Source organism: Rahnella sp. R3(2024) (assembly GCF_042920125.1).
GTDB lineage: Bacteria > Pseudomonadota > Gammaproteobacteria > Enterobacterales > Enterobacteriaceae > Rahnella > Rahnella rivi.
Genome location: NZ_JBHGBU010000001.1, coordinates 3,268,983 through 3,294,682 on the forward strand (window position 1 = coordinate 3,268,983; position 25,700 = coordinate 3,294,682).

A 25,700-nucleotide genomic window follows, 5' to 3' on the forward strand; every position below is an offset into this window, starting at 1 on the left:
GTGTAAGGAGATAGCGATGATTCGTGAGCAAATAGAAGCAAAATTGGCTGAGGCATTCGAGCCCTCGTTTCTGGAAGTGACTGACGAAAGCTATCGTCATAATGTACCGGCAGGCTCAGAAAGCCATTTTAAAGTCGTTATGGTGTCCGATAAATTCCTGGGAGAGCGTTTTCTGGCGCGGCACCGGGCTATTTATGGTCACTTAACCGAAGAACTCGCAGGCAGCGTCCATGCACTGGCATTACACACCTACACCCGTAAAGAATGGGAAGGGTTACAGGACACGGTACCGGCATCGCCGCCGTGTCGTGGTGCCGGAACAATGGCCTGATCGTCGCGATCTGATTCACAAAAGGCATAAATATCGTCGTTTGACGCAGTATCACTGGAACTTTCCTTGTCAGATGCGGTATTAGTAGATGCGAATTTCATGAAACGGCCCGCGGGCCGTTTTTGTTTTTCTTACGACCGGCAGACGATAAGGGCAGTTTTCGCCTCTGCATCGACCGCATTTTTCGAAGGATCGAGTTCCCGTGTGAGTTTCCCTCCCGTGCAACAGACACCGTCCTCGACTCAATGCGTCTGCGTCGCTATAATGTCGCGTCTAATTTTTCCGGAATGGTTTCGGACGCTCTCGAATACAGGGCTACGTTCTGATACAGAACTGTCCCGGTTCTTAGAAGTCGTTTTCAAGGTAAGTTTGCGCTCATCTTGAGAACGACTTCTGGAGTTGACCGAGCACTGTGATTTTTTTTTGAGGTAACAAGATGCAAGTTTCTGTTGAAACCACTCAAGGCCTTGGGCGCCGCGTAACGATTACTGTTCCTGCTGAAAGCATTGAAAAAGCAGTGAGCAGTGAACTGATCAACGTCTCTAAAAAAGTACGTATTGACGGCTTCCGTAAAGGCAAAGTACCAAGCCACATCATCGAACAGCGTTATGGCGCGTCAGTACGTCAGGACGTACTGGGTGATCTGATGCAACGCAACTTTGTTGATGCAATCATCAAAGAAAAAATCAATCCAGCTGGCGCACCTAACTACATCCCGGGTGAGTACAAGCAGGGTGAAGACTTCAACTTCTCCGTAGAATTCGAAGTGTACCCGGAAGTTGAGCTGAAAGATCTGGAAAACATCGAAGTTGAAAAACCTGTTGTTGAAGTTAACGACGCTGATGTTGATACCATGCTGGAAACTCTGCGTAAGCAACAAGCTGACTGGAAAGAAACGGATGCAGCAGTCACCGCTGAAGACCGCGTTACTGTAGATTTCTCCGGTTCTATCGACGGCGAAGATTTCGAAGGCGGCAAAGCCTCTGATTTCGTACTGGCTATGGGCCAGGGCCGCATGATCCCAGGCTTCGAAGAAGGTCTGGTTGGTCACAAAGCCGGTGAAGAATTCACGATCGACGTGAACTTCCCGGAAGATTACCACGCTGAAAATCTGAAAGGTAAAGCGGCTAAGTTCGTTATTACCCTGAAGAAAGTTGAAGAGCGTGAGCTGCCAGAACTGACCCCAGAATTCATCAAACGTTTCGGCGTGGCTGATGGTTCTGTTGAGGGTCTGCGTGCTGAAGTGCGTAAAAATATGGAACGTGAGCTGAAAGGTGCTGTTCGTAACCGCATCAAAACTCAGGCAATCGACGGTCTGGTCAGCGCTAACGAAATCGACGTGCCAGCGGCACTGATCGACGGCGAAGTTGACGTTCTGCGTCGTCAGGCTGCACAGCGTTTTGGTGGCAACGAAAAACAAGCGCTGGAATTGCCACGCGAGTTGTTCGAAGAGCAAGCCAAACGTCGCGTTGTTGTCGGTCTGCTGCTGGGCGAAGTGATCAGCCAGCACGAACTGAAAGCTGACGAAGATCGCGTTAAAGCGCTGATCGAAGAAATGGCTTCTGCGTACGAAGATCCACAGGAAGTTGTTGAGTTCTACAGCAAAAACAAAGAGCTGATGAACAACATGCGTAACGTCGCGCTGGAAGAACAAGCGGTCGAAACTCTGTTGTCTAAAGCGAAAGTGACTGAAAAAGCCACTACCTTTACCGAGCTGATGAACCAGACTCAACCTGCATAATTTTATTGCACGTTGCTGAATCTGTCCGCAGATTCACCTCCTGAAGCCCGCAGTTTTCACTGCGGGCTTTTTATTTGCCAAAAATCAGGTATTTTTGTTTTGACTGTTGTTTTTGCACTATATTTAGCTCTATAAGGCACAACCTACGTAGAAACGTTCGATATTCATCAGCAACAGTGATGTGAACGGCTCAAATTGGGGGAGAAAGAAAAGAATTATCACGGCAGGCTTGAAAAAGGGGCCTAAATCCCCCAATTGATAAACACGAACTTAGGTAAATTTGTAGTCAGAATCTGACTGATAACGACCGTCAGGCGTGTAAATGGCGACTTGGCCGCTTGAGCATAGTCATGTGTGTCTATCTCAAGTAGAATCGGTTTTAAATAGCGCCAAACAGAATCTATTAGGAGACGGTTATGTCATACAGTGGTGAAAGAGAGCAATTTGCACCAAACATGGCGTTGGTACCCATGGTGGTTGAGCAAACTTCACGGGGCGAGCGTTCATACGACATCTTCTCCCGTCTGCTTAAGGAACGCATCATCTTCCTGACCGGCCAGGTCGAAGACCATATGGCTAACCTGATTGTTGCCCAGATGCTGTTTCTGGAAGCAGAAAGCCCGGAAAAAGACATCTACCTTTACATCAACTCACCGGGTGGCGTGATCACTGCCGGGATGTCGATTTATGACACCATGCAGTTCATCAAGCCGGACGTCAGCACAATTTGTATGGGTCAGGCTTGTTCAATGGGCGCGTTCCTGTTGACTGCGGGTGCGGAAGGTAAGCGTTTCTGCCTGCCAAACTCACGCGTGATGATCCACCAGCCACTGGGCGGTTTCCAGGGGCAGGCGACGGATATCGAGATCCATGCGAAAGAAATCCTGAAAGTGAAATCCCGTATGAATGAGCTGATGGCGAAACATACCGGCAAGACACTGGAAGAAATTGAGCGCGATACAGAGCGTGACCGTTTCCTGTCTGCTGATGAGGCTGTACAGTACGGTTTAGTGGATTCCGTATTTACCCATCGCGCCTGACGGCTCAATTGTGCCGGGCTGATGGTCTATAGTTATACTCATACGGAGGTTATCCGGGCGGATATTTTCCCGTGAAGGAAAAAGAGTACATCACTGATGACACTTTTCCGCCCGATGTGAGTCATAACATGAATGAACAGACATCAGCCATCATGCGGCTGTTGTGTAATATGGTCGTGTCGCAGTGTTATTGTAACGCTGCGGGACTGATACTAGAGAAGAGGTTTACTGATGACAGATAAGCGCAAAGACGGTTCAGGAAAGCTGCTGTACTGCTCTTTTTGCGGCAAAAGCCAGCATGAAGTGCGTAAGCTGATTGCTGGGCCGTCAGTGTATATCTGCGATGAATGTGTCGATTTGTGTAATGACATTATTCGCGAAGAGATTAAAGAAGTCGCGCCACACCGCGAACGCAGTGCTTTACCGACGCCGCACGAAATCCGTCAGCACCTTGACGATTACGTTATCGGTCAGGAACCTGCGAAGAAAGTGTTGGCCGTGGCCGTGTATAACCACTACAAACGCTTGCGCAATGGTGACACCAGCAATGGTATCGAATTGGGCAAAAGTAACATTCTGCTGATCGGGCCTACCGGTAGCGGTAAAACGCTGCTGGCTGAAACCCTGGCGCGTTTCCTGGATGTGCCATTCACTATGGCCGATGCCACCACGCTGACAGAAGCCGGTTACGTGGGGGAAGATGTTGAAAACATCATTCAGAAACTGCTGCAGAAATGTGATTACGACGTTCAGAAAGCGCAACGCGGTATTGTTTACATTGACGAAATCGACAAGATTTCCCGCAAGTCTGACAACCCATCGATTACACGTGACGTGTCCGGTGAAGGTGTTCAGCAAGCGTTGCTGAAACTGATTGAAGGTACGGTTGCCGCTGTGCCGCCGCAGGGCGGACGCAAGCACCCACAGCAGGAATTCCTGCAAGTTGATACGTCGAAAATCCTCTTTATCTGTGGTGGTGCGTTTGCCGGCCTGGATAAAGTGATTGGTCAGCGTATCAACACCAGTACCGGTATTGGTTTTGGTGCTGAAGTTAAAGGCAAAGAGCAAAAAGCCACTGAAGGTCAGTTGCTGGCACAGGCTGAACCGGAAGATTTGATCAAGTTTGGTCTGATCCCTGAGTTCATTGGCCGTTTGCCTGTGGTGGCAACCCTGAGTGAACTGAATGAAGAAGCACTGATTCAAATTCTGAAAGAGCCGAAAAATGCCCTGACTAAGCAATATCAGGCGTTATTCAATCTGGAAGGCGTTGAACTGGAATTCCGCGATGAAGCGCTGATTGCGATTGCTAAAAAAGCCATGAACCGTAAAACCGGTGCCCGTGGCCTGCGCTCAATCGTTGAGGCCGCATTGCTGGATACTATGTATGATCTGCCGTCGCTCGACGATGTGGAAAAAGTGGTGATTGATGAATCCGTCATTGCGGGCCAGTCAGAACCTCTGATGATTTATGGCAAACCCGAGGCGCAGCAAGCGTCTGGTGAATAATTAGCCAAACTATCCAGAGAGTTAGCCACAAAATGGGGGATTTAGTCCCCCATTTTTTTTTCGCACATTCTTATCGTTGAATGTCGGACATTCATCCCCATATACTCAGTTAACGACTTGCTGAAACCCGTCTGACTCGTGTTTCACGAGATTTCCTTAACCTGGCGGAAGCTAAACTAAGAGAGAGCTCTATGAACCCTGAGCGTTCTGAACGCATAGAAATCCCCGTATTGCCTCTGCGCGATGTGGTGGTTTATCCGCACATGGTGATCCCGTTGTTTGTTGGCAGGGAAAAATCGATTCGGTGCCTTGAAGCCGCGATGGATCACGACAAAAAAATCATGCTGGTTGCGCAGAAAGAAGCGTCTACCGATGAGCCGGGCGTTAACGATCTCTTCTCCGTAGGTACGGTTGCCTCAATATTACAAATGCTGAAGCTGCCGGATGGCACTGTAAAAGTGCTGGTGGAAGGGTTACAACGCGCACGCATTACCACGCTTTCTGACAGTGGTGAGCATTTTGCTGCCCAAGCAGAATACCTTGAATCTCCTGCCGTGGATGAACGCGAGCAGGAAGTCTTGGTACGCACAGCGATTAATCAGTTTGAAGGCTACATCAAGCTGAACAAAAAAATCCCGCCAGAGGTGCTGACTTCACTCAACAGCATTGAAGATGCTGCACGTCTGGCTGACACCATTGCTGCACATATGCCCCTGAAACTTGCTGACAAACAGTCCGTACTGGAAATGTTTGATATCACCGAGCGTCTTGAGTATTTAATGGCGATGATGGAATCGGAAATCGATCTGTTACAGGTTGAGAAACGCATCCGTAACCGTGTCAAAAAGCAGATGGAAAAGAGCCAGCGCGAGTACTATCTGAATGAGCAAATGAAAGCGATTCAGAAAGAACTTGGCGAAATGGACGACACGCCTGATGAGCATGAGGCGCTGAAACGCAAAATCGAAGCGGCTAAAATGCCGAAAGAAGCGCGTGAAAAAACAGAAGCTGAACTGCAAAAGCTGAAAATGATGTCGCCGATGTCCGCCGAAGCCACCGTTGTTCGTGGTTATATCGACTGGATGCTTCAGGTGCCATGGAATGCCCGCAGTAAAGTGAAAAAAGATCTGCGTAAAGCGCAGGAAGTTCTGGATACCGATCACTTTGGCCTCGAGCGTGTTAAAGATCGCATCCTTGAGTATCTTGCAGTGCAGACGCGCGTCAGCAAAATCAAAGGGCCGATCCTGTGTCTGGTAGGGCCTCCGGGTGTGGGTAAAACGTCACTGGGTCAGTCCATCGCGCGTGCTACAGGGCGTGAATATGTCCGTATGGCGCTGGGTGGGGTGCGTGATGAAGCGGAAATCCGCGGCCATCGCCGTACTTACATTGGTTCCATGCCGGGCAAACTGATCCAGAAAATGGCGAAAGTTGGGGTGAAAAACCCACTGTTCCTGCTCGATGAAATCGACAAAATGTCTTCTGACATGCGTGGCGATCCGGCTTCAGCCCTGCTTGAAGTGCTCGATCCTGAGCAAAACGTCGCGTTCAACGATCACTATCTGGAAGTCGATTATGACCTGTCAGACGTGATGTTTGTCGCAACGTCGAACTCAATGAACATCCCGGCACCGCTGCTTGACCGTATGGAAGTGATCCGTCTTTCCGGTTATACCGAAGATGAAAAACTGAACATCGCCAAACAGCATTTGTTGCCGAAACAGATCGAACGTAATGCACTTAAAAAGAACGAACTGACGGTAGATGACAGTGCGATTATCGGCATCATTCGTTTCTATACCCGTGAAGCGGGCGTGCGTAGTTTAGAACGTGAGTTGTCTAAACTCTGCCGTAAAGCGGTTAAACAATTGCTGATGGATAAAGCCATCAAGCACATTGAAATTAACGGCGATAATCTGAAAGATTTCCTCGGCGTTCAGAAGGTCGATTATGGCCGTGCGGATACCGAAAACCGTGTAGGCCAGGTGACGGGTCTGGCGTGGACCGAAGTGGGCGGCGAGCTGCTGACTATCGAAACGGCCTGCGTACCGGGCAAAGGTAAGCTGACGTATACCGGTTCTCTCGGTGAAGTGATGCAGGAATCCATCCAGGCGGCGCTGACGGTTGTGCGTGCACGCGCTGACAAACTGGGCATCAACCCTGACTTCTACGAAAAACGTGATATTCACGTTCACGTACCTGAAGGGGCGACGCCGAAAGACGGTCCGAGTGCCGGTATTGCAATGTGTACCGCATTGGTGTCTTGTCTGACGGGTAACCCGGTTCGTGCCGACGTGGCGATGACGGGCGAGATCACCTTGCGCGGTCTGGTTCTGCCAATCGGTGGGCTGAAAGAGAAACTGCTGGCTGCACACCGTGGTGGTATCAAAGTGGTGCTGATCCCTGACGATAACAAACGCGATCTGGAAGAAATTCCAGCGAACGTATTGGCAGACCTCGAGATCCATCCGGTTAAGCGCATTGATGATGTTCTGAACTTCGCACTGCAAAATCCAGCTTACGGTGCATTACCGGTAGCGGCAAAATAGTGACGTCGACTTACACAGTTGAATAAAACTCAGGCTGGCAGGTGAAATCTCACTTGCCAGCTTTTTTTTGTGCCGTTAAGTTAGTCAACGGTCAGAAGGTTTCAGGCTGCTTTCAGTCGCTTGCATAGCCCTGACAAGATTGATATAACAGCAGCGCGGTCACGTCCGAAGGGAAATTCGGCGTGATGAGAGAATTTTAAGAGGGGATGAAAAGAGTGAATAAGTCACAATTGATCGACAAAATTGCTGCCGGTGCTGATATTTCTAAAGCCGCAGCGGGACGTGTTTTGGATGCTGTTCTTGCATCTGTGACGGATACCCTGAAAGCTGGGGAAGAAGTCGCTCTGGTAGGTTTTGGTACGTTTTCAGTGCGTGAACGTTCAGCGCGTACCGGCCGTAACCCACAGACCGGTAAAGAAATCAGCATTGCAGCAGCTAAAGTACCTGGCTTCCGTGCAGGTAAAGCGCTGAAAGATGCCGTTAACGGCTAATTACCCGAAGGGCTGACGTCAAATCTGTGTGAAGCGCATCACTGATGCCTGTTTACTCAGGTCTGGTTGTTAAACAATAACCTGACGTCACCGGGCTGGTAAGGTAAGATACAAGGCGCATCGAAAACGGTGCGCTTTTTTTATTACAGCGGAGTGTTGCCTCACTATGATGGACAATTTACGCGCGGCGTCCAATAACGTCGTGCTCAAAATCATTCTGGCCCTGATTATTCTGTCCTTTATTTTGACAGGGGTGGGCAACTACCTGGTCGGCGGTTCAGGCGACTATGCAGCGAAAGTGAATGGTCAGGAAATCGGTCGTGCACAGCTGGAACAAGCAGTGCAAAACCAGCGTAGCCGACTGCAGCAACAGCTTGGAGATCAATTCTCTGCGCTGGCGGGCAGCGATGGTTATATGCAGCAGTTGCGCCAGGAATCCCTGAACAACCTGATTGACGTCACTTTGCTGGATCAGTATTCCAAAAAGCTTGGCATTGCCGTCAGCGATCAGCAGATCAAAGACGCGATTTTTGCGACCCCACAATTCCAGACTAATGGCCGTTTCGACAACGCCAAATACCTGCAAAGCATCCAGAGCATGGGTTACAGCGCAGATAATTTTGCTCAGTTAATGAAACAGCAATTGATCAGCCAGCAGCTCGAACAAGCCTACGGTCAGACCGACTTTATTCTGCCTGTTGAAAGCACAACGCTCGGCGCGTTGATCCTGCAAACCCGTGACGTGCATACGGCAACGCTGGACACAGACACGCTGGCCGCTAAGCAACAAGTCACTGATGCAGAAGTGCAGGCGTTCTACGACCAAAACAAGAATAACTTCTTGTCCCCTGAGCAGGTGAAAGTCAGCTACATCGAAATGGATGCCGCGGCCATGCAGGGTAAAGCCGACGTGAGTGATGCCGACATCAGCGCGTACTACGACCAGCATAAGAACGAGTTTGGCCAGCCTGAACGTCGTCGTTACAGCGTAATCGTCCTGAAAACTCAGGCTGACGCTGATGCGGTCGCTACCCAACTTAAAAGCGGTTCTGATTTCGCAGAACTGGCGAAAACTAAATCCACCGATGCACTGAGTGCGAAGCAGGGTGGGGATTTAGGCTGGATGGAACCTGAAACCACATTGCCAGAATTCAAAAGCGCCAATCTGACCACCAAAGGTCAGGTTTCCGGTGTGATTAAATCGGACAATGGTTTCTTCATCCTGCGTCTTGAAGACATCAAACCTGAACAGGTTAAGCCTCTGACTGAAGTGCGCGCCAGCATCACTGATAAGCTCAAACAAGAGAAATCACTGGATGCTTACTATGCGCTGCAGCAGAAAGTCAGTGAAGCCGCGACAAACGACAACGAGTCTCTGGCTTCGGCTGAAGAAGTTGCCGGTGTGAAAGCGGTACACACTGACTGGTTCACTCAGAATCAAATCCCGGCAGGCATCAATTTCAAACCTGTTGTGCAGGCGATTTTTGAAGGTGGCCTGATTGGTCAGGACGGTGCTCCTGGCAGTAACTCTGACATCATTACTGTTGATGGCGATCGTGCGTTTGTCATTCGTGTCGATGCGCACAAAGCCGAAGGCGTTAAGCCTTTTGCTGAAGTGAAAGATCAGGTGACTACATTGGTTAAACGCCAGAAAGCACAAGATCAGGCACGCATGGAAGGCGAGAAACTGCTGACAGCCCTTAAAGAGGGTAAAGGCGATGACGCAATGAAAGCCGCAGGTCTGAGCTTTGGTGATGTGCAGAAAGTACAGCGCAGCCAGCAGCCTTCTGCTTTCGAAGAAAATGTCTTCGCATTGCCGCATCCACAGAAAGACCAGGCCGTTTACGGCTTGTCTCAGGATCCAAAAGGGAACAGCGTGTTGATTAAACTCACTGCCGTTACCCCGGGTGCTGTGCCGGAAGCGGATGCCGCACGTTTTGCGCAGGAAATGCAACAAACCTCCTCAAACGTGACCTTTGATGCGCTGCTGACAAACCTGCGTCAGGAAGCAAAAATCAAGTTCGGTTCTGCTGCACAAAACCAGTAAACGCCGCAAAGTTTTGCAACGCGTTGCAACAAACAAAGGCCGCTTTCGCGGCCTTTTCCACATCTGAAAGTTGCCCATTGTCCGGTTTTTATTCCTGATGCACTCTCTCCGTGCTGTCAAACACATGGAGGATACAGCATGAAAAAACTAGGCATTACGTCACTCTCTCTCGCTCTGGCTCTTGGGCTTTCAACGTTACCTGTGATGTTACAGGCCGCACCCAATGCGTCCGGTACTGTTGCCACGACATCTGTGGCACCGGCAACAACGGCGGGGAAAGTGGCGGGTCCGCAGGTGAAAAAAGAGCAGGCCGCGGTGGCTGATGACACCACTGTCAGCATTAATACGGCCACAGCGGAAGAATTTGCCAGGGCGATGAACGGTGTAGGGATGAAGAAGGCGCAGGCCATTATCAGCTACCGTGAAGAGCTCGGGCAATTCACTGATATTGAACAGCTTCGCGAAGTGCCGGGTATTGGCGCTGCACTGTTTGAACGTAACAAGGACCGTCTGAAATTGTGACGGATGTCGCGGCGGCGAACCCTTAACGGTTGCCGCCGTTTTCTTCTGCTAATCTCTTAAGACATCTGACCAGTTTGGTTTGTACCTCAGGCGAGACGCAGGAGTTTTTTAATCACTATGCATACGTTTATTAAAGTTCGTGGTTTTCACATCGATGTTTATCAGCATGTTAACAATGCGCGTTATCTGGAATTTCTGGAAACCGCCCGCTGGGAATGGCTCGACAATCAGTCCGGCTTCCAGTGGATGAGCCAAAACAACATTGCTTTCATTGTGGTAAATATAAACATCAATTACCGCAAGCCTGCGGTGCTCGGGGATGTTTTACGCATCGACAGCAGCCTTCAGCAGTTGAATGGTCGCAGTGGAGTCATTGAGCAGGTGGTGACCCGTGAGGGCGATGTCGTGGCGGATGCTACGCTGACCTTCGTGTGTATTGATTTACGCACACAAAAGGCCTTGCCGCTGGAAGGAGAGTTGCTGGAAAGATTACGTGAACTTGAGCTGGAAAATGACGCGGCCAATCATGAATGACTGACATAACCACGGGCAGCGAAATGGCTGCCCGCGGTTATCCGTCAGGTACTTTAACGCAGACCGGTTTTCTTTTTCAGACTGGCCATCACGCCCGCCTGATCTTGCTGATACTGTTGAAGACCGTTGGCGCGCAGGTGGCAGGCGGCACACTCTCCACACCCATCACCGGCGATGCCGTTGTAACAGGTCAGAGTATGATGGCGAACCAGACTGAGCTGCTGATAATAATCTGCCAGCGCCCAGGTTTCGGCTTTGTTCAGCCACATCAACGGGGTTTCAAAACGCACATCGCGCGCCAGACCCAAAGACACTGCATGATTCAGCGCTTTGACAAACTCATCACGACAATCCGGGTAGCCGGAGAAATCGGTTTCGCACACACCGGTAATGACCGCTTCTGCCTGGATCTGATAAGCGTAAATGGCCGCCAGTGTCAGGAACAGAATATTACGACCCGGTACAAATGTGCTGGGTAAACCGCCTTCAGTTTCTTCACCAAAGCCCGGTACGGGAATGTTATCGCGAGTCAGGCTGCTGACCGCCAGTTCATTGAGCAAACCGACATCCAGCACTTTGTGGGCACGCGCGCCCAACTGCACTGACAGTTTTTGCGCGATCTCAATCTCAGCACGATGTCGCTGACCGTAATCGAAAGTGACGCAATGTACTTCGTCATACTCTTTCAAAGCCTGAATCAGACAGGTTGTTGAATCTTGTCCACCGCTAAAAACCACCACTGCTCTTTTCATTCTGATTTCCTGTTTACTGAACTGACCGCGCATCGGGCAGCAAAATCACGCTCATGGTACTTACCTTTGCCGCCGTAGTGTAGCGAAACAGCTGCTTCAGTCATTTTCAGATTGCAACGGCGGCGGAACCCACGCCTGACAGAAATCGAACCAGCCCCATGCCGTCAGCTGAACGCCGCTGATGCGTGGCGGCGCGCTCACCTGATACTGATAGTTGAACAGCGGTGTAATAATGCTGCGCACCATCCACTGATAAAAATGATCGCGCAGTTCTTCAGACCGCCTGTTTTCCTGCGGGATTTGCTGAATATGGCTCAATCGTCCTTGCTGCAAGATAAGATCTTCTTCGCGCAAAATCCCCGGCCACAACGGATCCTGTTGCAGCCAGTTCTCCAGCGTGGCTTCCGGAGATTCACCGATCAGCCGGTCGCCCAGCAGCAGATCTGCCGATTCCAGTAATTCGCCGTCTTCCCACAACCGGCCTGCGTGATAAACCACTTCCAGCGCACAACCTTCTTCCGCCAGCTTTTCCCGCAATGCCTGAGCCACCAGTTCAAACTCTACGGGCGGGTGGTAAAGCAGACGCAGAGTTTCAGGCAACTGAACATCCATATGGTCGTGAACCGGGATCGGCCAGCCGGGCAGCATTTCTTTACTGGCTTTCACCAGATCATGATCGATCGGCAGATTATCCAGCATGCCGCTGCGCTGGATAATTCGGATGACTTTTTGCGCCTGTGCTTCACTGAGCACGCCGCGTCGCAAGTTAGTAGCAATGTAACAAAAACCAAGACTGGTGCTTCGCCGGACGGGTTTTACCTGCGAAAGCTCGTTCTGTTCGCCAAGAATAATTCTGACCGGATGCTGACAACTGACATTGTCCCGCTGAGCAAAAAGTTGTGGAGTGATCCAAAACTCAATAGCGGCCAGATAGGGATGTTGTAAAGGGTAATAGGTGTGTTGCTCGAGGCGGATAAGCTCAGGGGTGAAGGTGGTCAGGCGAAACGGTCCGGCGCCGATATGCGGATCGTCCGGATGAGCCAACAGACAATTGAGGTCGGCAAAACGGTGTGCCAGCCAGTAATCCGGTTTATCCAGATCGAACTGCAAACACAGCGCATGAGGCTGAGATAATGTCACCACTGACGCCAGATTATGTTTACCGCGTGCTGACTCGCGAAGTTGCTGAAAGCGTGCGACCAGTTGCGCGGTTTTTAACGGTTCACCGTTATGCCAGAAAAGCTGACTGCGCAGAAAAAACTGCCAGGTTTTTCCGTCATTACTGACGTGCCAGTGATGCGCCAGATTGGGCTGCGGTGAGGTATCACCGGGGATAAAGCGCGTTAAACCTGCATGTATAGTATGCGCCAGGTGTTGTTCAGCGCGGCCGGTAAGCGTTAGCGGATCTAAAGGCTGGAGAGGGCGATAATAGGGAATGCGCAGCGTCGGCGCATCTTCCTGCCACTGGCCGCCAAGATGCGGCGCGAGCAGGGTATTCAGATGCGAAGGATCCAGCTGGCTCAGTTGCAGCGCGGCAGAATGTTCACCCTTTTTCAGTAATTCCTGTAAATACGTTCCGCGTAACTCTTCCGGTGTTTTGAGGCAGCTTAGCGATGCGCGTTTTCCGCGACCAGCCTGCGACTGCCAGCGGATCCAGCCGGCATTTTGAAAGTGCATCAGTAGCGTTCGGGTGTGGCGTTCGCTGCAACAGAAGATTTCTGCCAGTTCTGCCACGGTAAATTGAGCCGGATGCGATCCGGTTTTCAGGTACAGACGCTGAAACTGATTAAGCCGATTTTGCAGACGCACGGTAAATACGGAACCTCAGGAGTAGGGTGAATTTTTCCTGTTCAGCATATCCCAGCTGACGCGACCAGACCTGAAGTAAAAAACCAAAGTGTGAGCTAAAACCGGAACAGTATTCATAAAGTGTTCACTATTAGTTCCGTAAATATCAGTCCATACTTTGCGGGTGAAAACAACGCCGCTCAGAGAGGAAATATGTACCGTTTAGCTGCATTTGATATGGATGGCACGCTGCTTTTACCTGATCACACGCTGGGCGACAAAACGTTGTCCACGCTGCGGCAGTTAGCTGAAAAGCCGGTAACGCTGACCTTTGCCACCGGGCGTCATTATCTCGAAATGAAAGATATTCTTGCTAACATCGGCCTGGATGGCTATCTCATCACCGGCAACGGTACCCGTATTCATGATCTCAGTGGCCACCGGCTGCACGCCAGCGATTTACCCGAGGATTGCGCGCACGAATTACTGCATACCTCGTGGGACACGCCAGCCAGTGTGCATGTTTTCCGCGATGACGGCTGGTTCACTTCTCTCGACGATCCGGATTTACTCATTCCGCATCAGTTCAGTGGTTTTCGCTATCAGTTACAGGATCTGCGCTTATTACCGGATTCGGGTAACAGCAAAGTGTGTTTCTGCGCCCCGCATAACGTGTTGTTGTCGCTGGTGCCTCAGCTCGAAGCTCACTTTGGCCCGCGCATCGATTTATGTTTCTCTGCGATGGATTGTCTTGATGTGCAGCCCGCAGGCAGCAACAAAGGCAGCGCGCTTGCATTGCTGACGGAAGGACTGGGGATCAACATGTCAGAGTGTATGGCGTTTGGGGATGCCATGAACGACAAGGAAATGCTCGAGGGCGTCGGGATGGGGCTGATTATGGGGAACGCGTTACCTGTTCTGAAAGAGAAGTCACCGCACTTACAAATTATTGGGCATTGCCGTCATCAGGCGGTGTCTCACTTTTTGCAACACTGGCTGCACACACCAAACCTCACCTATTCCCCCGAATATTAAGGTTTTGCAGCAAGCCGGGTCATCTGTCCCGGCTTTTTTCCTTTCTTACGCTGTATTTAACGCGGAGTTAACTTAGCCCTTCCAGCTGCTGTGCGTATCGTGAAATGTCCCCGATGTTCTTCGCTACCCAACTCTCATCGAAGTATGTATTCAGATAACGTTCGCCGCTGTCGCAGAGCAGGGTGATGATGGAGCCGGTTTCCCCTCTCTCACGCATCTGCGTAGCCAGTTGCAGTGCACCCCAGACGTTGGTACCGGTTGAGCCGCCGACCTTACGCCCCAGCACCTTCTCAAGCCAGTGAAGCGTCGCGATGCTGGCCGCATCAGGCACGCGCATCATGTCGTCTATTACACTTGGTATGAACGATGGCTCAGCGCGAGGGCGGCCAATACCCTCAATACGGCTGCTGCATTGTGCAGTGACGCTGGCATCACGCTGTTGATAATAATCGTAAAATACTGAGTTTTCCGGATCGACGACCACCAGTTCCGTATCGTGCCCCTGATAGCGAATATAGCGGCCCAGCGTTGCGGAAGTGCCGCCGGTTCCCGCGCTCATCACCAGATAACGCGGTATCGGATGCGGCTCATGCGACATCTGTCGGAAAATACTGTCAGCAATATTATTGTTCCCGCGCCAGTCGGTTGCCCGCTCTGCGTAGGTAAACTGATCCATGTAGTGCCCGTTCAGTTCACGGGCGAGTTGCTCGGATGCGGCATAGATCTGCCCCGAGTTCTGGACGAAGTGACACCGGCCACCGTAAAACTCAATTTGCTGGATTTTTCTTGGAGCAGTGCAAGAAGGCATCACGGCGATAAAAGGCAATCCCAGCAGGCGTGCGAAATAGGCTTCAGAGATGGCGGTGCTGCCTGAAGAAGCTTCCACAATAGGCGTGTTTTCACGTATCCACCCGTTGCACAAACCGTACAAAAACAGTGAGCGGGCAAGGCGATGTTTCAGGCTGCCGGACGGATGGGTACTTTCATCCTTCAGATACAGTGAAATTCCGGGAAAGTCGTTGAGTGACAGGCGAATCAGGTGTGTATCGGCGGAACGCTGAAAATCGGCATCGATTTCTTTAATAGCGTGACTAACCCAGGAATTGCGCATGATGCAGGCTCATAAAAGTGTCTTGATGCACACAAGAATAACGTAACTCCCGGAGAAATAAGTTACCCTTTAACCCACGAAGATAAGATTTAATAGAAAAATTTCCTCCCGGAGGCCGGTATGGTAGATAAAATTGACCTTAAATTGCTCTCCCTGTTGCAGAAAGATTGCACATTATCTCTGAATGAACTGGCGGATGCGGTCAATCTCACCACCACGCCGTGCTGGAAAAGGATTAAGCGCCTCGAGGATGACGGCATTATTCGCGGGAAAGTGGCCCTGCTGGACGGCGATCGGCTAGGGCTGAGCCTGACGGCGTTTGTGCTCATCAAAACTCAGCATCACAACAGCGAGTGGTACCAGCGCTTTGTTCAGCAGGTTGAGGCATTTCCTGAAGTGCTGGGTTTCTACCGGATGGCCGGTGAATATGACTATTTACTGCAGGTGCAGGTGTCCGATATGAAAAGCTACGATAACTTTTACAAGCGACTTGTGAACGGCATTCCGGGGCTGAATGATGTGACCTCCAGTTTTGCGATGGAACGCATAAAATCCACCACCGCATTGCCGATTTGATGCAAAAGTTACAGTAAAAAGTTTCATCAGAATCGCCAGTTAACTCTGTTATCCTTGTCGCCTGATGAGAAAAAAGTCCTGCTTCGGGCGCTTTTTCTCAATAAAATCATCATTATTATTTGTATGGAAAACACTGCGTGAGATTGTTCGCCCAATTAGGCTGGTACTTCCGACGTGAATGGCGCCGGTATCTGGGTGCCGTTGCCTTGCTGATTATCATTGCCATTCTGCAATTGATACCGCCCAAGCTAGTCGGTGTCATTATTGATGGCGTCACGACCAAAACGATGTCAACCGGCGTACTGTTTGCGTGGCTTGGGCTCATGGTCGCCACGGCAATTGTGGTGTATTTGCTGCGTTACGTCTGGCGCGTGCTGTTGTTCGGTGCGTCCTATCAGCTTGCCGTTGAACTGCGTCAGGATTTCTTCCGGCAGCTCAGCCGTCAGCATCCGGCCTTCTATTTACGCCACCGTACGGGTGATCTTATCGCCCGGGCAACCAATGACGTCGATCGCGTGGTTTTCGCCGCAGGCGAGGGCGTTCTGACGCTGGTTGATTCGCTGGTCATGGGGCTTGCTGTTCTTATCGTGATGGCGACGCAAATCAGTTGGGAGCTGACGCTTCTGTCGCTGGTTCCAATGCCGGTGATGGCCATTATCATTAAACGCTACGGCGACCAACTTCATCATCGCTTTAAAACCGCGCAGGCTGCCTTTTCCTCATTAAACGATCAGGCGCAGGAAAGCCTGACCAGTATTCGCATGATCAAAGCCTTCGGCCTTGAGAACCATCAGTCTTCCCAGTTTGCTGATGTGGCCGCTGATACCGGTGCGAAAAACATGCGTGTAGCGCGTGTTGATGCCCGTTTTGACCCGACTATTTATGTCTCGATTGGCATGGCTAATTTGCTGGCTATCGGCGGTGGTAGCTGGATGGTGGTTAACGGGCATCTGACACTCGGGCAGTTAACCAGTTTTGTCATGTATCTCGGGTTGATGATCTGGCCGATGCTTGCACTGGCCTGGATGTTCAATATCGTTGAACGCGGTAGCGCCGCCTACAGCCGCATCCGCAGCCTGCTTGAGGAAGCGCCAAGTGTCGTGGATGGTACTGCGCCTCTGCCTGCCGGACGTGCTGTACTCGAAGCAAACATTGCGGATTTCCACTATCCCGACACAACGCATCCGGCCTTGTCCTCTGTGAAGTTCTCCCTGCAACCTGGGCAAATGCTCGGTCTGTGCGGCCCGACAGGTTCCGGTAAAAGTACCTTGCTGGCGCTGCTTCAGCGACAGTTTGATGTCACTGAAGGAGATGTGCTTTATCACGGCCTGTCGCTGAAAACGATCCGCCTGGATGACTGGCGCGCACGTCTGGCGATTGTGAGCCAGACCCCTTTCCTGTTCTCTGACACCGTCGCACAAAATATTGCGCTGGGACGTCCGGAGGCCAGCCGGGAAGAGATCGAGGAAGCGGCGCGGCTTGCCAGCGTTCATGACGATATTCTGCGTTTACCCGGCGGCTATGAAACAGAGGTCGGAGAGCGCGGAGTGATGCTTTCTGGCGGGCAGAAGCAACGAATTTCTATTGCCCGTGCTTTATTGCTGAAAGCGGAAATCTTGATCCTCGATGATGCATTGTCTGCGGTTGATGGCAGGACAGAGCATCAGATCCTGCACAACCTGCGTCAGTGGGGCAGCGACCGCACCGTGATCATCAGTGCCCATCGTCTCTCCGCACTGACCGAAGCCAGCGAGATTCTGGTGTTTAACCACGGCTGTATTTCCCAGCGCGGAAGCCATGAGCAACTTGCCGCTGAGTCAGGATGGTATCGCGATATGTTCCGTTATCAGCAGCTGGAAGCCGCACTGGACGATGTACCGCAGGAACAGGAGCCGGAACAACGTGGCTGAGCAAAAAGTGAGTAAAATTCAAAAGATGTGGCCGACGCTGAAGCGCCTGCTGGGCTACGGCAAGCCTTACAGAAAACCTCTTTCTGTCGCGGTGCTGATGTTGTGGATTGCGGCAGCAGCAGAGGTGACCGGGCCGATTCTGATCAGTTTCTTTATCGACCACTATGTCGCCAAAGGCGAAATGCCGTGGGACAAAATCAGTCTGCTGGCATTGTGCTTTATCCTGCTGCAGTTTCTGGCTGCCGGATTGCACTATTTCCAGGCGTTGCTGTTTAACCGGGCCGCAGTGGGCGTGGTTCAGCGTTTGCGTACCGATGTGATGGATGCTGCATTACGCCAGCCGCTGAGTGCGTTTGATACCCAGCCCGTCGGGCAACTGATTTCTCGTGTCACAAATGATACGGAAGTGATCCGCGATCTGTACGTAACCGTCGTCTCGACCGTATTGCGCAGTATTGCGTTGATCGGCGCGATGCTGGTGGCAATGTTCAGCCTCGACTGGCGTCTGGCCTCGGTGGCGATATGCATTTTCCCGGCGGTTTTCGTCGTGATGGGGCTGTACCAGATTTACAGTACCCCGATTGTTCGTAAAGTCCGAAGCTATCTGGCGGACATCAATGACGGTTTTAACGAAGTCATTAACGGCATGAACGTCATCCAGCAGTTCCGCCAGCAAAAACGTTTTGGCGAACGTTTGACCCGTGCCAGTCAGTCGCATTATCTGGCGCGTATGCAAACGCTCCGGCTGGAAGGCTTTCTTCTGCGGCCATTGCTCAGTTTGTTCTCCTCGTTAATTCTGTGCGGATTGTTACTGCTGTTCGGATTCAGCGCAGAAGGTTCAGTCGGCGTCGGTGTTCTCTATGCTTTCATCAATTATCTGGGGCGTCTGAACGAGCCTTTGATCGAGCTGACCTCGCAGCAGTCGATTCTTCAGCAGGCCGTCGTGGCGGGTGAGCGAATTTTTGACCTGATGGACCGAACCCAGCAGCAATACGGGGCTGACGACAAAAGACTTACCGGCGGCGAGATAGACATTAAAGACGTCAGTTTTGCCTATCTGCCGGACAAATGGGTGCTGGAAAATATATCCCTGCACGTGCCATCGCGAGGTTTCGTTGCGCTGGTCGGGCATACGGGTAGCGGCAAAAGTACGCTGGCGAATTTGCTGATGGGATATTACCCGCTCAATAAAGGAGAGATCCGGGTTAATGGCCGTCGCATTTCCGATCTCTCGCACGCCAGCTTACGTAAAGGGATTGCGATGGTTCAGCAGGATCCGGTGGTGCTGGCTGAGTCGGTTTTCGCCAATGTCACGTTAGGGCGCGATATCGATGAAGCACAAGTCTGGCACGCGCTGGATATTGTGCAGCTTTCGCCTCTTATTCGTGAAATGCCAGAAGGTTTAAACACTCGCCTCGGCGAACAGGGAAATAATCTCTCGGTGGGTCAGAAACAGTTGCTGGCCATGGCGCGCGTTTTGGTGCAGGCCCCGGAGATTTTGATCCTTGACGAGGCAACAGCCAATATCGACTCAGGTACTGAACAGGCGATCCAGCGTGCACTTCGGGCCATCCGCCAGCAAACGACGCTGGTGGTGATCGCCCATCGTCTCTCGACGATTGTCGATGCGGATAACATTTTGGTATTGCATCGTGGTCAGGCAGTGGAGCAGGGCAATCATCTGCAACTGCTGGCTGAAAAAGGCCGGTATTATCAGATGTATCAGCTGCAGCTTGCCGGTCAGGAACTTGCCTCAGCGGAGCAGGCCACACCGGCGACGCAAAACGCCTGATACCCGCCCCAACGCAGCATAGCGCACCGCGTTGGGGTGGTTTTTTCTCCCGATTTCCCCCCACCTTTCTTCTGGCCTGCACCTTCATCTGGCATCAAGTCTTTGGGCGTGATGTCACTGCACTAAAAAGCAGCGGTCGGCACCTTATTGGTGCGCGCGTCATGATAATGATGTGAACGGCCAAGTGTGCGCCTCGTCACGAATATTCTGAAAATGCCGTATTACGCGGTAATCAAACGAATCTCTCTGCAATTTCAACTCTGGCACAGCCTTTGCTTTATCCATTTCGTATCGGGCGCGGTTTTTCCGCGGCAAGCCCTTAATTCGAGGAGTGGCAAAATGAAGCTGGTTACTGTGGTGATCAAACCTTTCAAGCTGGAAGACGTGCGCGAAGCGCTGTCTGCTGTTGGAATTCAGGGCCTGACCGTAACGGAAGTTAAAGGTTTCGGCCGTCAGAAAGGTCACGCTGAACTGTATCGCGGTGCAGAGTACAGCGTGAACTTCCTGCCAAAAGTAAAAATCGATATTGCTATCGCTGACGATCAGCTAGATGAAGTGATCGACGTGATCAGCAAAGCGGCCTACACCGGGAAAATTGGTGACGGCAAAATTTTCGTTGCTGAATTGCAACGCGTTATCCGTATTCGTACCGGTGAAACCGACGAAGCAGCACTGTAATTTCAGGTTCATCTCTTTGAATGAAGAGTTGAGATAAAAGAGCTTAGAAAAACAGTTTTGAGAACAGGGGTGGGCTACTAATGAAAAAACTTTTATCCATGATGGGGCTTGGCGCGGTTGCATTGTTGCCTTCGCTTGCCATGGCAGCAGCGCCAGCAGCTGCTAACGGTGCTGACAATGCCTTTATGATGATTTGTACTGCACTGGTGCTGTTTATGACCGTGCCCGGTGTGGCGCTGTTCTACGGCGGCTTACTGCGTTCTAAAAACGTGTTATCTATGCTGACTCAGGTCATCGTGACGTTCGCGCTGGTCTGCGTTCTGTGGATCCTCTACGGTTACAGCCTGGCCTTCAGCGAAGGCAACGCGTTCTTCGGCGGTTTCGGTAATGTGATGATGAAAGGCATCGGCCTTGATTCGGTCACCGGCACCTTCTCGCAGATGATTCACGTGGCGTTCCAGTGTTCATTCGCCTGTATCACCGTGGCGCTGATCGTGGGCGGTATCGCTGAACGTGTACGTTTCTCTGCAGTCTTGATTTTCACTGTGATCTGGCTGACCTTCTCCTACATTCCGATGGCTCACATGGTTTGGGCGGGTGGTTTCCTGGCAGCAGACGGTGCGCTGGACTTTGCCGGCGGTACGGTGGTTCACATTAACGCTGCCATCGCGGGTCTGGTCGGTGCTTACCTGTTGGGTAAACGTGCAGGATTTGGCAAAGAAGCATTCAAGCCACACAACCTGCCAATGGTCTTCACAGGTGCTGCGATCCTTTACGTTGGCTGGTTCGGTTTCAACGCCGGTTCAGCAAGCGCTGCAAGTCCAATTGCGGCTCTGGCTTTCCTCAACACCGTTATCGCAACGGCTGGCGCAATCCTGTCATGGACATTTGTAGAGTGGATGGTTCGCGGTAAACCTTCCCTGCTTGGCGCAAGCTCCGGTGCCATCGCGGGACTGGTTGCCATCACGCCAGCCTGTGGTACGGTCGGCGTGGGTGGTGCGTTGATTATCGGTCTGGTCGGTGGTGCTACCGGTCTGTGGGGTGTGGTTACCCTGAAAAAATGGCTGCGTGTTGATGACACCTGTGACGTATTCGGTGTGCATGGCGTGTGCGGTATCGTAGGCTGCCTGCTGACCGGTGTATTCACTTCCAGCTCACTGGGCGGCGTGGGTTATGCAGAAGGCGTCACCATGGGCCATCAGGTCTGGGTACAGTTCTTCAGCGTCTGCGTTACGCTGGTCTGGTCAGGTGTTGTTGCCTTCATCGCTTATAAAGTAGCTGACATGCTGGTCGGTCTGCGTGTTCCTGAAGAACAGGAACGTGAAGGTCTGGACGTCAACAGCCACGGCGAAAATGCTTACAACCAGTAATCTCAGTCATATACCTTCAGAGAAGGCAGTGCGCTAACGCTTTCTGAACGGCAGTACCAAAACTAAAAATAATGATGAATAGCAAAAGGGGCGATATCACTATCGCCCCTTTTTAATGCCTGATTTTCAGACCGAAAAGCTTATTCTGCCGTTCTCTGACGGATCACACCTTCCTGCACCGTAGTGGCAACCAGCACCCCTTCGCGGGTGTAGAACTGACCGCGTACAAAACCACGGGCACCGGAAGCTGATGTGCTTTCAACCGCGTAAAGAAGCCAGTCGTCCATACGGAATGGCCGGTGAAACCACATCGAATGATCGATGGTCGCGACCTGCATTCCTGGCTCCAGAAAACCAATTCCGTGCGGTTGCAATGCGGTCGGCAGGAAATTGAAGTCTGAAGCATAACCGAGCAGATACTGATGGATGCGCAGATCGTCAGGCATTTCGCCGTTGGCGCGGAACCACACCGCGCGGTGCGGCTCTTCTTTAGTGCCTTTCAGCGGGTTATGGAATTTCACCGGGCGCATTTCAATCGGCCGGTGACGGAGGAATTTATCACGAATTTTTTCAGGGATCAGATGCGCAAGATTTTTGGCAATGTCTGACTCCGAAATCAGTGACTCCGGCGGCGGTACATCAGGCATGGTGTTTTGATGTTCAAAACCCTCTTCATGACTCTGGAAAGAGGCTGTCATGTAGAAAATAGGTTTACCGTTTTGTACCGCTTTCACACGACGGGCACTGAAACTGTTGCCGTCGCGCAAGTTTTCCACGTCATAGATGATCGGTTTACTGCTGTCACCCGGACGTAAAAAGTAACTGTGGAATGAGTGGATCCCGCGATCAACCGGCACCGTCTGTTTGGCTGCGTAGAGTGCCTGCCCGACAACCTGCCCGCCAAAGACCTGGCGCAAGCCCAGATCCTCACTTTGACCACGAAACAGCCCTTCTTCGATTTTTTCCAGATCCAGAAGATCCAGCAGATTTATTAACGCCTGACTCATAGTGGCCTCATGAAAGTTACCGGTTAATTCATGCCTGATGCAGCCCGTAAGCGCAGCAAAAGCACAGGTCTAACCTGTTAATGATAGAGGATCTTACGGGCGCTCAGAAGACCTGTTTAGCCACCGGGAGGAAAAATTCAGATTATTGTGCCATGATTAACAGGTACGCTGGTTAAAGAAACCATTTTCATGTCGGCGTTTATTACAGCTTGTCGACAAGCGAATAATAAAAAGGGAGTACGATCTATGAAACTTTGGCAGATAGTAGGTGGAACCGCGCTGTCTCTGACTCTTGCCGGATGCGCACAGCATCATGAGGCACCCGCGCAGCAGGCTCCGGTGAATACGGCAGCCAGTCCGGCCACCCAACCCGCGATAACGGGGCCAAACGTATCCGGTAGTGTGTTTATCGCTCAGCGTGTGGCGTTGCCGCCTGACGCGGTACTGACCGTGACATTGTCCGATGCCTCTGTTGCTGATGCACCATCGCGTGTGATCTCGCAGAAAGTGGCGAGAACGCAGGGTAAGCAGGCACCATTCACGTTTATCCTGCCGTATAACCCGCAGGACATTCCACCGAACTCACACGTTATCCTGAGTGCGGCGGTGACCATCAATGGTCAGATGACCTTCGTGACCGACTCCATTAAAGAAGTGATTAACAATGGACAGGGTACACGTGCGGATCTGCAACTTGTCCCGGTTGTCTCCGTTCCTGTTGCCACCAAGCCGGGTGCATTAGGGCCACTGAGCAACCCGTCTGAGCCGACAGGATTAGGCACCGCTCCGGCACCGGTCAGCGCAGTCGCTCCGTCGCCTGCTTATTAATGTCTGCTGCCGTTACAATAAACACCGCTTCGGCGGTGTTTTTTTATGCGAATTACCACTTCCAGCCATACTTCTCTAAATCGATTTTGCCTTTTCTAAAGACGACGCCTTCGGCCAGAAGCGCCTGACGCTGGCGCTTAAAATCTTCACCCTGCAATGAAATCTCGCCGTGGCGGTTAATCACGCGGTGCCAGGGAAGGGTGCTGCCTTCGGGCAATTTCTTCAGCACGCCGCCAACCTGACGGGCAGCGCGTGGCGATCCTGCCAGTTGTGCCACATTACCGTACGTTGTGACCTGGCCTGCGGGGATAGCCGCTATAATTTGAAATACGCGCTGACGAAAGTTATCCGGCTCCGACATTACATCCTCCTCAGTGTCTGCCGGACAGTATGACGTAATTTTGCGTCTCAGACAGGCGAGTTTCGGCGCTGTTGTTTAAGAAAACACCGGTTGTCGGCGGTTAACTTGCTTTTGCGGTGGGCATCACTGATAATGCCCACCGCTTCAGTTCTCCCGTAAAGAGAAGTGAAGCCAACAACGACAATGGGGGCCCTGTTGGTTCTCCCGCAACACTAACTTGTTAACTCGGTCAGGTCCGGAAGGAAGCAGCCATAGCAGGTGTCGTGTGTGCCGGGATGTAGCTGGCAGGGCCTCCACCATTTCAGGCCCCGCAAACTTTACGCCTTCTCTTTTCAATTCCAGACCTCATCCTCTTTTTTCTTTTGTTTCAGTGATGCACCAGCGTCGTGAAGTAATACACCAGCGGGATCGCCAGGATATACAGCCCTGTCGGCACTTCGCGCATTTTTCCTGCCACCACGTTGATGATGATGTAAAACAGCAATCCGCCCGCGATGCCCGTACCAAAACTGTTGGAAATCAGGGTAATCATCACCATGAGCAGCACCGGTAAAGCATCGGTGAAATTCGCTAAGTCCACTTTGCGTAAATTACTGAACATATTCAGGCCGATGAGGATCAGCGCCGGTGCGGTCGCTTCTTTGGGGATCATCATTGCCACCGGCGTGAACAGCAGCATCAGCAGGAACATCACCGCCGCCGCCAGCGCCGTCAGACCTGTTTTCCCGCCCGCTTCAGCCGCCGCTGAGGATTCGATTAATGCGGTTGCCGCAGGAATACCGACAACCGGACCCAGCGCCGCAGCAATCGAATCCACCATAAATGGCCGGTTGATGTGCGGCATGTTGCCGTGTTCATCCAGCAGTCCGGCTTCACCGCCCACCGCCAGCGTGGTGCCCATGGTTGAGAAGAATTCTGAGGCGAAAAAGATAAACAGAAATGGCAGGAAGGCGATATTGATGGCGCCAGTCAGGTCGACTTTCCCCCAAAGCGGGGCGAGAGAATGTGGCAAAGCGATCCACTGTTCAGGTAAATGCGTTACGCCAAACGGGATCCCGGCTACCGTTGCCAGCAGAATCGCCCAGAGAATAGCGCCGGGGATTTTACGAGCCTGTAAACCCACCGCCACCAGCAAACCCAGCAAAGCAATCAGCGCACCCGGAGAAGTGAAATCGCCCAGTGCCAGCGCGTGCGTTTTGGCATTGGCCAGCACCAGGCCTGCATTACGAAAACCCAGCAGCGCGACGAAAATACCGATCGACGCCGTCAGACCCAGTTTGATGGATTGCGGAACCGAGCGGGTGACGACTTCACGCAGGCCGAATACCGTCATCACAAAAAATAAGATCCCGGACCAGCAGGCAATGCCCAGCGCGATTGGCCAGGTGATACCGTCTCCGGCCAGCGTGATACCGACCAGTACCGAACCGCCGATGCCAGGGCCAACCATAAACGGCAGATTCGCGTAGAACGCCATCAGTAAAGAGCCCAACACAAAAACCAAAATGACGCCGGTGGTGGCGGCGCCTTTATCCATGCCACCCGCCGCCAGCAGACCGGGGATCACTATCAGCAAATAAGCCGCTGCCAGAAAACCGGTGATCCCGGCCAGACATTCGGTTTTCGCTTTCGTATCCCGCTGACGAAGCTGAAAGCGGCGCTGCAACCAGCTTTCACCCGATGAGGCTGTCACATTTTTCACAGAACTGTCGGTCATAAAATTCCCCTGAATAT

22 protein-coding genes and 1 other RNA gene are annotated in these 25,700 nt (G+C 51.8%); 17 read left to right on the forward strand and 6 right to left on the reverse strand.

The genetic code is table 11. The features are described 5' to 3' along the window. Positions 1-16 precede the first annotated feature (16 nt). The 9 genes from bolA to ABSH60_RS14735 all read left to right on the forward strand — a co-directional run bounded on the left by bolA (position 17) and on the right by ABSH60_RS14735 (position 10,758). Positions 17-331 (forward strand): transcriptional regulator BolA, encoded by a 315-nt coding sequence (gene bolA, locus ABSH60_RS14695; protein WP_056771073.1) that lies wholly within the window; start codon positions 17-19, stop codon positions 329-331. A 436-nt stretch (positions 332-767) separates the two neighbouring features. Beyond that, positions 768-2,072 carry a trigger factor gene (gene tig, locus ABSH60_RS14700; RefSeq protein ID WP_217151326.1) on the forward strand — a complete coding sequence of 435 codons (1,305 nt, stop codon included), beginning with the start codon at positions 768-770 and terminating at the stop codon, positions 2,070-2,072. Positions 2,073-2,488: 416 nt separating this feature from the next. Then, complete coding sequence (gene clpP, locus ABSH60_RS14705) at positions 2,489-3,112, forward strand: ATP-dependent Clp endopeptidase proteolytic subunit ClpP (protein ID WP_056771081.1); 624 nt, start codon at positions 2,489-2,491, stop codon at positions 3,110-3,112. 231 nt (positions 3,113-3,343) lie between these two features. Beyond that, positions 3,344-4,618: an ATP-dependent protease ATP-binding subunit ClpX gene (gene clpX / locus ABSH60_RS14710; protein WP_056771083.1), complete on the forward strand. Its 1,275-nt coding sequence runs from the start codon at positions 3,344-3,346 to the stop codon at positions 4,616-4,618. Between the two features lie 191 nt (positions 4,619-4,809). Then, positions 4,810-7,164: an endopeptidase La gene (gene lon, locus ABSH60_RS14715; RefSeq protein ID WP_056771086.1), complete on the forward strand. Its 2,355-nt coding sequence runs from the start codon at positions 4,810-4,812 to the stop codon at positions 7,162-7,164. Between the two features lie 215 nt (positions 7,165-7,379). Beyond that, on the forward strand, positions 7,380-7,655 hold the full coding sequence (gene hupB / locus ABSH60_RS14720) for a nucleoid-associated protein HU-beta (protein WP_056771982.1): 276 nt from the start codon (positions 7,380-7,382) through the stop codon (positions 7,653-7,655). 166 nt (positions 7,656-7,821) lie between these two features. Continuing rightward, positions 7,822-9,702 carry a peptidylprolyl isomerase gene (ppiD, locus tag ABSH60_RS14725; RefSeq protein ID WP_390974555.1) on the forward strand — a complete coding sequence of 627 codons (1,881 nt, stop codon included), beginning with the start codon at positions 7,822-7,824 and terminating at the stop codon, positions 9,700-9,702. Positions 9,703-9,840: 138 nt separating this feature from the next. Continuing rightward, complete coding sequence (locus ABSH60_RS14730) at positions 9,841-10,224, forward strand: helix-hairpin-helix domain-containing protein (RefSeq protein WP_183848806.1); 384 nt, start codon at positions 9,841-9,843, stop codon at positions 10,222-10,224. A gap of 117 nt (positions 10,225-10,341) precedes the next feature. Beyond that, positions 10,342-10,758, forward strand: a complete 417-nt coding sequence (locus tag ABSH60_RS14735) for a YbgC/FadM family acyl-CoA thioesterase (protein WP_122096008.1) — start codon at positions 10,342-10,344, stop codon at positions 10,756-10,758. Positions 10,759-10,811: 53 nt separating this feature from the next. Here the strand turns inward: ABSH60_RS14735 and queC are convergent, their stop codons facing one another. Further along, positions 10,812-11,510 (reverse strand): 7-cyano-7-deazaguanine synthase QueC, encoded by a 699-nt coding sequence (gene queC / locus ABSH60_RS14740; protein WP_122096122.1) that lies wholly within the window; start codon positions 11,508-11,510, stop codon positions 10,812-10,814. 96 nt (positions 11,511-11,606) lie between these two features. Continuing rightward, on the reverse strand, positions 11,607-13,319 hold the full coding sequence (locus tag ABSH60_RS14745) for an SgrR family transcriptional regulator (protein WP_390974559.1): 1,713 nt from the start codon (positions 13,317-13,319) through the stop codon (positions 11,607-11,609). Positions 13,320-13,511: 192 nt separating this feature from the next. On the opposite strand from ABSH60_RS14745, the gene cof reads away from it, so the two are divergent. Next, positions 13,512-14,333 (forward strand): HMP-PP phosphatase, encoded by an 822-nt coding sequence (cof, locus tag ABSH60_RS14750; protein WP_390974561.1) that lies wholly within the window; start codon positions 13,512-13,514, stop codon positions 14,331-14,333. Between the two features lie 67 nt (positions 14,334-14,400). Here cof and ABSH60_RS14755 read toward each other — a convergent pair whose 3' ends face one another. Beyond that, positions 14,401-15,444: a pyridoxal-phosphate dependent enzyme gene (locus tag ABSH60_RS14755; RefSeq protein WP_390974563.1), complete on the reverse strand. Its 1,044-nt coding sequence runs from the start codon at positions 15,442-15,444 to the stop codon at positions 14,401-14,403. 120 nt (positions 15,445-15,564) lie between these two features. Between ABSH60_RS14755 and ABSH60_RS14760 the strand changes: the two genes are divergently transcribed. From ABSH60_RS14760 to amtB, 5 genes are all read left to right on the forward strand, one after another. Beyond that, positions 15,565-16,020, forward strand: coding sequence for an Lrp/AsnC family transcriptional regulator (locus ABSH60_RS14760; RefSeq protein ID WP_056771107.1), 456 nt, complete (start codon positions 15,565-15,567; stop codon positions 16,018-16,020). A 137-nt stretch (positions 16,021-16,157) separates the two neighbouring features. Further along, positions 16,158-17,930: a SmdA family multidrug ABC transporter permease/ATP-binding protein gene (locus ABSH60_RS14765; RefSeq protein WP_390974565.1), complete on the forward strand. Its 1,773-nt coding sequence runs from the start codon at positions 16,158-16,160 to the stop codon at positions 17,928-17,930. Continuing rightward, entirely contained in the window at positions 17,893-19,722 is a 1,830-nt protein-coding gene (locus tag ABSH60_RS14770; RefSeq protein ID WP_390975776.1) for a SmdB family multidrug efflux ABC transporter permease/ATP-binding protein, read from the forward strand. The genes ABSH60_RS14765 and ABSH60_RS14770 overlap by 38 nt, the downstream gene beginning before the upstream one ends. 339 nt (positions 19,723-20,061) lie before the next feature. Beyond that, positions 20,062-20,400, forward strand: coding sequence for a P-II family nitrogen regulator (gene glnK / locus ABSH60_RS14775; RefSeq protein ID WP_009639071.1), 339 nt, complete (start codon positions 20,062-20,064; stop codon positions 20,398-20,400). 80 nt (positions 20,401-20,480) lie between these two features. Continuing rightward, positions 20,481-21,770, forward strand: coding sequence for an ammonium transporter AmtB (gene amtB, locus ABSH60_RS14780; RefSeq protein WP_056771114.1), 1,290 nt, complete (start codon positions 20,481-20,483; stop codon positions 21,768-21,770). A 140-nt stretch (positions 21,771-21,910) separates the two neighbouring features. On the opposite strand, the gene tesB is transcribed toward amtB, so the two are convergent. Beyond that, positions 21,911-22,777 (reverse strand): acyl-CoA thioesterase II, encoded by an 867-nt coding sequence (tesB, locus tag ABSH60_RS14785; RefSeq protein WP_056771119.1) that lies wholly within the window; start codon positions 22,775-22,777, stop codon positions 21,911-21,913. A gap of 246 nt (positions 22,778-23,023) precedes the next feature. Here tesB and ABSH60_RS14790 point away from each other — a divergent pair, with 246 nt between their 5' ends. Continuing rightward, complete coding sequence (locus tag ABSH60_RS14790; RefSeq protein WP_122096003.1) at positions 23,024-23,605, forward strand: YbaY family lipoprotein; 582 nt, start codon at positions 23,024-23,026, stop codon at positions 23,603-23,605. A gap of 52 nt (positions 23,606-23,657) precedes the next feature. On the opposite strand, the gene ABSH60_RS14795 is transcribed toward ABSH60_RS14790, so the two are convergent. Continuing rightward, positions 23,658-23,966 carry an MGMT family protein gene (locus ABSH60_RS14795; RefSeq protein ID WP_217204989.1) on the reverse strand — a complete coding sequence of 103 codons (309 nt, stop codon included), beginning with the start codon at positions 23,964-23,966 and terminating at the stop codon, positions 23,658-23,660. Positions 23,967-24,159: 193 nt separating this feature from the next. Here ABSH60_RS14795 and ffs point away from each other — a divergent pair. Next, positions 24,160-24,256, forward strand: an RNA gene (gene ffs / locus ABSH60_RS14800) — signal recognition particle sRNA small type. Positions 24,257-24,333: 77 nt separating this feature from the next. Here the strand turns inward: ffs and ABSH60_RS14805 are convergent. Beyond that, positions 24,334-25,683 (reverse strand): solute carrier family 23 protein, encoded by a 1,350-nt coding sequence (locus ABSH60_RS14805; RefSeq protein WP_390974569.1) that lies wholly within the window; start codon positions 25,681-25,683, stop codon positions 24,334-24,336. Positions 25,684-25,700: the final 17 nt, after the last annotated feature.

What these genes read in the sequence shown, in the direction of transcription:
- bolA (WP_056771073.1), top strand. Translation starts at nt 17, where the DNA reads ATGATTCGTGAGCAAATAGAAGCAAAATTGGCTGAGGCATTCGAGCCC.
- tig (WP_217151326.1), top strand. Translation starts at nt 768, where the DNA reads ATGCAAGTTTCTGTTGAAACCACTCAAGGCCTTGGGCGCCGCGTAACG.
- clpP (WP_056771081.1), top strand. Translation starts at nt 2,489, where the DNA reads ATGTCATACAGTGGTGAAAGAGAGCAATTTGCACCAAACATGGCGTTG.
- clpX (WP_056771083.1), top strand. Translation starts at nt 3,344, where the DNA reads ATGACAGATAAGCGCAAAGACGGTTCAGGAAAGCTGCTGTACTGCTCT.
- lon (WP_056771086.1), top strand. Translation starts at nt 4,810, where the DNA reads ATGAACCCTGAGCGTTCTGAACGCATAGAAATCCCCGTATTGCCTCTG.
- ppiD (WP_390974555.1), top strand. Translation starts at nt 7,822, where the DNA reads ATGATGGACAATTTACGCGCGGCGTCCAATAACGTCGTGCTCAAAATC.
- ABSH60_RS14730 (WP_183848806.1), top strand. Translation starts at nt 9,841, where the DNA reads ATGAAAAAACTAGGCATTACGTCACTCTCTCTCGCTCTGGCTCTTGGG.
- ABSH60_RS14735 (WP_122096008.1), top strand. Translation starts at nt 10,342, where the DNA reads ATGCATACGTTTATTAAAGTTCGTGGTTTTCACATCGATGTTTATCAG.
- queC (WP_122096122.1), bottom strand. Translation starts at nt 11,510, where the DNA reads ATGAAAAGAGCAGTGGTGGTTTTTAGCGGTGGACAAGATTCAACAACC.
- cof (WP_390974561.1), top strand. Translation starts at nt 13,512, where the DNA reads ATGTACCGTTTAGCTGCATTTGATATGGATGGCACGCTGCTTTTACCT.
- ABSH60_RS14755 (WP_390974563.1), bottom strand. Translation starts at nt 15,444, where the DNA reads ATGCGCAATTCCTGGGTTAGTCACGCTATTAAAGAAATCGATGCCGAT.
- ABSH60_RS14760 (WP_056771107.1), top strand. Translation starts at nt 15,565, where the DNA reads ATGGTAGATAAAATTGACCTTAAATTGCTCTCCCTGTTGCAGAAAGAT.
- ABSH60_RS14770 (WP_390975776.1), top strand. Translation starts at nt 17,893, where the DNA reads ATGTACCGCAGGAACAGGAGCCGGAACAACGTGGCTGAGCAAAAAGTG.
- glnK (WP_009639071.1), top strand. Translation starts at nt 20,062, where the DNA reads ATGAAGCTGGTTACTGTGGTGATCAAACCTTTCAAGCTGGAAGACGTG.
- amtB (WP_056771114.1), top strand. Translation starts at nt 20,481, where the DNA reads ATGAAAAAACTTTTATCCATGATGGGGCTTGGCGCGGTTGCATTGTTG.
- tesB (WP_056771119.1), bottom strand. Translation starts at nt 22,777, where the DNA reads ATGAGTCAGGCGTTAATAAATCTGCTGGATCTTCTGGATCTGGAAAAA.
- ABSH60_RS14790 (WP_122096003.1), top strand. Translation starts at nt 23,024, where the DNA reads ATGAAACTTTGGCAGATAGTAGGTGGAACCGCGCTGTCTCTGACTCTT.
- ABSH60_RS14795 (WP_217204989.1), bottom strand. Translation starts at nt 23,966, where the DNA reads ATGTCGGAGCCGGATAACTTTCGTCAGCGCGTATTTCAAATTATAGCG.
- ABSH60_RS14805 (WP_390974569.1), bottom strand. Translation starts at nt 25,683, where the DNA reads ATGACCGACAGTTCTGTGAAAAATGTGACAGCCTCATCGGGTGAAAGC.